The organism is Heliobacterium chlorum, assembly GCF_014502795.1.
GTDB lineage: Bacteria > Bacillota > Desulfitobacteriia > Heliobacteriales > Heliobacteriaceae > Heliobacterium > Heliobacterium chlorum.
Map to the genome: position 1 here is coordinate 1 of NZ_JACVHF010000060.1, position 4,613 is coordinate 4,613.

At 44.5% G+C, this 4,613-nt stretch carries 4 protein-coding genes and 1 rRNA gene; 2 read left to right on the top strand and 3 right to left on the bottom strand.

Going from position 1 to position 4,613, the window contains the following annotated elements; all coding sequences use genetic code 11:
• The 3 genes from H1S01_RS19555 to sigI form a co-directional block, all read right to left on the bottom strand.
• A 16S ribosomal RNA gene (locus H1S01_RS19555) occupies positions 1-250 on the bottom strand; the annotation flags it as partial.
• A 330-nt stretch (positions 251-580) separates the two neighbouring features.
• Positions 581-1,453, bottom strand: coding sequence for an anti-sigma-I factor RsgI family protein (locus H1S01_RS19560; protein ID WP_188042065.1), 873 nt, complete (start codon positions 1,451-1,453; stop codon positions 581-583).
• An 11-nt stretch (positions 1,454-1,464) separates the two neighbouring features.
• On the bottom strand, positions 1,465-2,256 hold the full coding sequence (gene sigI / locus H1S01_RS19565; RefSeq protein ID WP_188042066.1) for an RNA polymerase sigma-I factor: 792 nt from the start codon (positions 2,254-2,256) through the stop codon (positions 1,465-1,467).
• A gap of 92 nt (positions 2,257-2,348) precedes the next feature.
• Here sigI and H1S01_RS19570 point away from each other — a divergent pair, with 92 nt between their 5' ends.
• Positions 2,349-3,044 (top strand): hypothetical protein, encoded by a 696-nt coding sequence (locus H1S01_RS19570; RefSeq protein WP_188042067.1) that lies wholly within the window; start codon positions 2,349-2,351, stop codon positions 3,042-3,044.
• Between the two features lie 229 nt (positions 3,045-3,273).
• Positions 3,274-4,386 (top strand): permease, encoded by a 1,113-nt coding sequence (locus H1S01_RS19575; RefSeq protein WP_188042068.1) that lies wholly within the window; start codon positions 3,274-3,276, stop codon positions 4,384-4,386.
• Positions 4,387-4,613 lie beyond the last annotated feature (227 nt).

The window sequence follows — 4,613 nt, forward strand, 5'->3', positions numbered from 1 at the left end:
AGCTAATCGGACGCGGACCCATCCAAGAGCGGATTGCTCCTTTGGTTGTCCGGGGATGTCCCCAGACAACGTTATGCGGTATTAGCAGCCCTTTCGGGCTGTTATCCCCCACTCTCAGGCAGGTTATCCACGCGTTACTCACCCGTCCGCCACTAAGAGCTTCCATCGAAACTTCCGCTCTCCGTTCGACTTGCATGTGTTAGGCATGCCGCCAGCGTTCGTCCTGAGCCAGGATCAAACTCTCCACAAAAAATGTAGATAAGCTTGAGTCAAGCTCTAATTGATAAATTTTTCTTATCCAGTCAAAGCTTCTTGTGACAGAAGTCTATCGACTCTTTAAGAAGTTGTCCGTCCCGCTTGCGCGGGCCGAACTAAACTTTGGATTCGCACGCTTTTGCTTAAACAACTGTTTGATTTTCAAGGACCAGATGACTCGTTCGCTCGAGCAGCGAACGAGTCATATCTTATCATCTATTATCTCAGTCGTCAATAGGAAGTTTATTTCTTTTTTATTTCCTATCGCTGTGTGACTTGATAGATTTTATCAGTTTTATATCACAGAATCAAGTGGGAACTGTTGTCAATGTATTTTTTGACCCTTTTCTTTGTTCATCCCTTTATCAATTTTCTCTTCTTCCCTTTCTTTGTTTCCTTTAGAGCCGTTATCATCGCTTTTTAGACTTTCTTTTTCCTTTGAATCTTTTTCTTCTTTATCAATATCCTTATCGATTATAGATTCATTTTCTTTTTGTAGTTTCAGATGTGGATTATCCTTTACCCCATCACCTTTTGCACTTTCTTTATTCGATAAAGCTTCTTCTTGCTGATTAGGCCTTTGAACATAGGTTTTTTTAGTGTAGTTCAGGGTATCCTCCAGTTGATGCTGTAACATTTCTTGAGAGATGGGCAGTACATATTCCGAATGACCCGGCAGCGGAGACCATGTCACTAGCCCTGGTTGCTTCTCCGCATTATCGTTCACCAGACCATCTGCTACCGCCTTTTGTACAAGTATAGTAAGCGCCTCATTAGCTGGTAACTTATCGAGTGTAAGGCCTTTTAATAAACTTTCTCCGTCGCCCGAGTCAGACTTCGCTTCGATTACCCGCCCTTGATCATCTGTGAGTAATTCAATTTTCGGACCCACATCGATAATCATGGATGCAACCGCGGGCTGAGGTGTGACTTCATTTACAAGGAAACTACATCCTATAGCGATAATAACGAACGCCGCCGCTGCCCAAAATCGCCTCTGTACGGACATTTTTTCCATTACAGTTTTAAGCCAGGCACCCCGTCGCTCTCGCTCCCTTGCTGTCGCTTCAACATAAATAGTTTCACCGGCTCGTACTGCTTCCATCGGTCTTGGGACACACAGAAAATCACCAGCTTCACTCAACACCACCATGTCTTTTTCGTTAACCTGAACAATGATTACGTTCATTTTTCCCATATTTTCACCGCCTATTTCTGCTCAGATAGGGTCAAGAACGACCGGACAAAAGTAAACTCATCATCGGCTAGCACTATCGCCACGGCGACGATATATTTTCTACCAGTCTCTAGGACTTTTCGACTGAGCCCACTGAGAACAACAAGTTCTTTCATAGGAATTTGCCGGGTAGTAAAAAACCGCTGGCGTAATTCGGTGTTCGCTACCAAAAGCTTCGCAGCCCGAATTAGGTTTGCTTTTGTGTCTTTATGTTTCGGAGATGTTCGTACAAGCTCATCTAATGATATCCCGAAATCTTGTAGGGCTTCTACAAAGAGGCTCATGGTCATTTCTTGTTCTTCCGCTTCCTGTTTATCCCGATATGCCTCCAAGGACGTTGCTTGTTCAATCCGATTTGATTGTTCACTTTCATTCCAACCATCTAGAGATATATGACGGTTTCGTTCTTCTCTTCGGAAGTGATCAATCAATCGAAAGCGAATGATATTGTGTACGTGAGTCGTAAAGGCTGCACCTTTTTCCGCTCGATAGGTATCAATGGCCTCGTTAAAGGCGATAAGAGCAATGCTCAATTCATCATCATTGTTCCAAAGTAGGGGTCGTTTACAAATCCGAGAGGCGATCGCTACAATTCGATCTTTATAATCAGCGATCAACTGTTCTCGAGAAGGTTCATCCCCTTGATGTATCCGCGTAAATAAGTTTGTCCCTTCCGTAATCCCACCTCTTTTCAGGCCTCCTATTGGTTTTATCCGAATTACAGACCGTTTTTCTGGGGGGACTATCGGAGGTAAATAATCCAAAAATAATAATTTAGACCCTACCCCCCAAAAATATCTCTGGAAGGCGGATGACTAGGTGAAACCGGGACAAACAAAAAAGGAGATGGACACAAATGAAACGCACTTTGACACAAGCATTAGCTGGTATCCTGATTATGGGTGTGGCTGGAGCAGCCAGTGCCGCCGTATCTGGCACCTTATCGGAGATTACCTCCCCGACTTCGACTACGAACACTCAGACCACTTCTACAAACACTGGTACGACAGATTCTACAGGTACCACGACGCAGAACACCACATCCACGACCCAAACGAATACGACGTCCGAGGGTAATACAACTACTACATCTAACGGAAATACAACAACAACTACTACAGGCAGCTCAACCGATTCTACCAGTTCTACAACGAACTCTTCTAACAGCACTACTTCGACTTCAGGAAATCAAAGTACAAGTAATCAAAGTGAATCTACCGCAACTGATTCTGCCTTGGAAGCTCTGGTACGGAATACTCTAGGAACAATGGCAACTGATGCACAGGTAAAAGCGATGGTAGACCTTTGCAAAGAGTTTTCTTTAACAACGGAGCAATCCGATGCGATGATAAAATCCTGCGTCCAATACAAGATTAATCCTGGCCAAATGAAACACTACCTACGCAGCCAAGGCGTACTTAACCAAGTCAGCCCTAAAGAACTGAATCAAGCCGTCCGCGACATACATATAGCCCAAGTTAAAGAAAAACAAGGAAAGCTGAACAAAGGGATCAAAGGTAACCACACCGACGGAGATAAGGATCAAGACTAATCCCTCGTGAGTTAAAAAAACGCCCTCATCAATTTAATTGATGGGGGCGTTTCTATCTCAGTCAATCATCATAACTCTCTGACCAGCTCTTTTTTATCGTTCACAAATGAATGTTCCTGCACCGTTTCGTGCTTGTATTATTTTTCTTAATTAAAATCTACCCTTTCTCGTGGTATCATTAAACAGCATCCCTGGAGCAGGATTCATTTTTATAGGAGGATAGATAGTAATGACTCAAAAGCAACAACAAAGCCTAGGCCCCAATAACATCCACTCTGTCCCATCCCTCGGAACGACCTCACGAACACTGATATTCCCCATACTTTTCCTTCTGGTCGCTGTTATTGGACTTTTTTATGTCAAGTGGAACCCTTATTATGCAAAAGCCTTTACGGCTGCCACAACCCATTCTATCGGTGCGTCTATCATAAGCGGTAAGGCCGCCGTTGCACCAGCACCGTCATGGGAATCGGCTATAGGGTATGCCACCGATTACTTTAGATCTGTCTGGAAAGCCGTCTTGCTTGGTCTGTTACTAGGATCTTTAGTTCAGGTTCTTATCCCCATTGGTTGGGTCCAAAAATGCTTAGGCCAGAAGAGTTTCAAAAGTACTGCTTTAGCCACCGCGACGGCTCTGCCAGGCATGATGTGTTCTTGCTGCGCCGCACCGGTGACCGTTGGTCTACGAACCCAATCCGCATCAGTAGGATCGGCTCTGGCTTTTTTCTTAGCGAATCCTGTACTTAATCCCGCAACAATTATCTTTATGGGATTTGTGTTGTCCTGGAAGTTCGCTTTGTTCCGTCTCATTGGAGGAATCATTTTAATCCTGGCCGTAGGGACGATTGCCAACCGAGTTCATACGGAATTACCCAATAACGGGTCGTTGCGTACGGTAGACTTTAAGGCAGAAGAACACCCTTCGTCCCTAGAGTTAAAATCCCTTTTCGACCATTGGATGAAAGCCCTCTGGAAACTTATTATCGATACAATCCCTGCATACCTGATTGTTGTATTATTGCTTGGTTCCTTACGGGCATGGTTGTTCCCAGCTATTGACCCCGAAACAAGCAACGGAATATTGACCTTAGTTGGTCTAGCTGTCGCCGGTACCCTCTTTGTTATTCCCACTGCTGCCGAAATCCCGATTGTACAGACCATGATGGCTTTTGGTCTAGGAACAGGTCCCGCAGTGACGTTGATGATGACCCTTCCAGCCGTTAGTTTACCCTCCTTGTTGATCGTCAAGCGAGCCTTCCCGAAAAAGGTCTTGGCGTTTACCATAGCTGCAGTAGCTTTCATAGGTGTGGTAAGCGGTCTCGTTGCTAAGATAATTTTATAATTTCTAGTAAATAGACGAGTTTCAAAAGGGATGACCTTCTACAGGTGTCCCTTTTTTCCATTTGTCTTCCGCCATTAAATCCAGCATTCTGCTAAACCATATATCGAGCGTAAATGATAGATTTAAAAAGCAAAGAACCAATGACATTTCATCATTGGTTCTTTGCTTTCATCCGGCAACGACCTACTCTCCCAGGGGCCAACGCCCCAAGTACCATCGGCGCAGGA

Coding starts and splice junctions, on each gene's coding strand:
- H1S01_RS19560 (WP_188042065.1), bottom strand. CDS start 1,453: ATGGGAAAAATGAACGTAATCATTGTTCAGGTTAACGAAAAAGACATG.
- H1S01_RS19570 (WP_188042067.1), top strand. CDS start 2,349: ATGAAACGCACTTTGACACAAGCATTAGCTGGTATCCTGATTATGGGT.
- H1S01_RS19575 (WP_188042068.1), top strand. CDS start 3,274: ATGACTCAAAAGCAACAACAAAGCCTAGGCCCCAATAACATCCACTCT.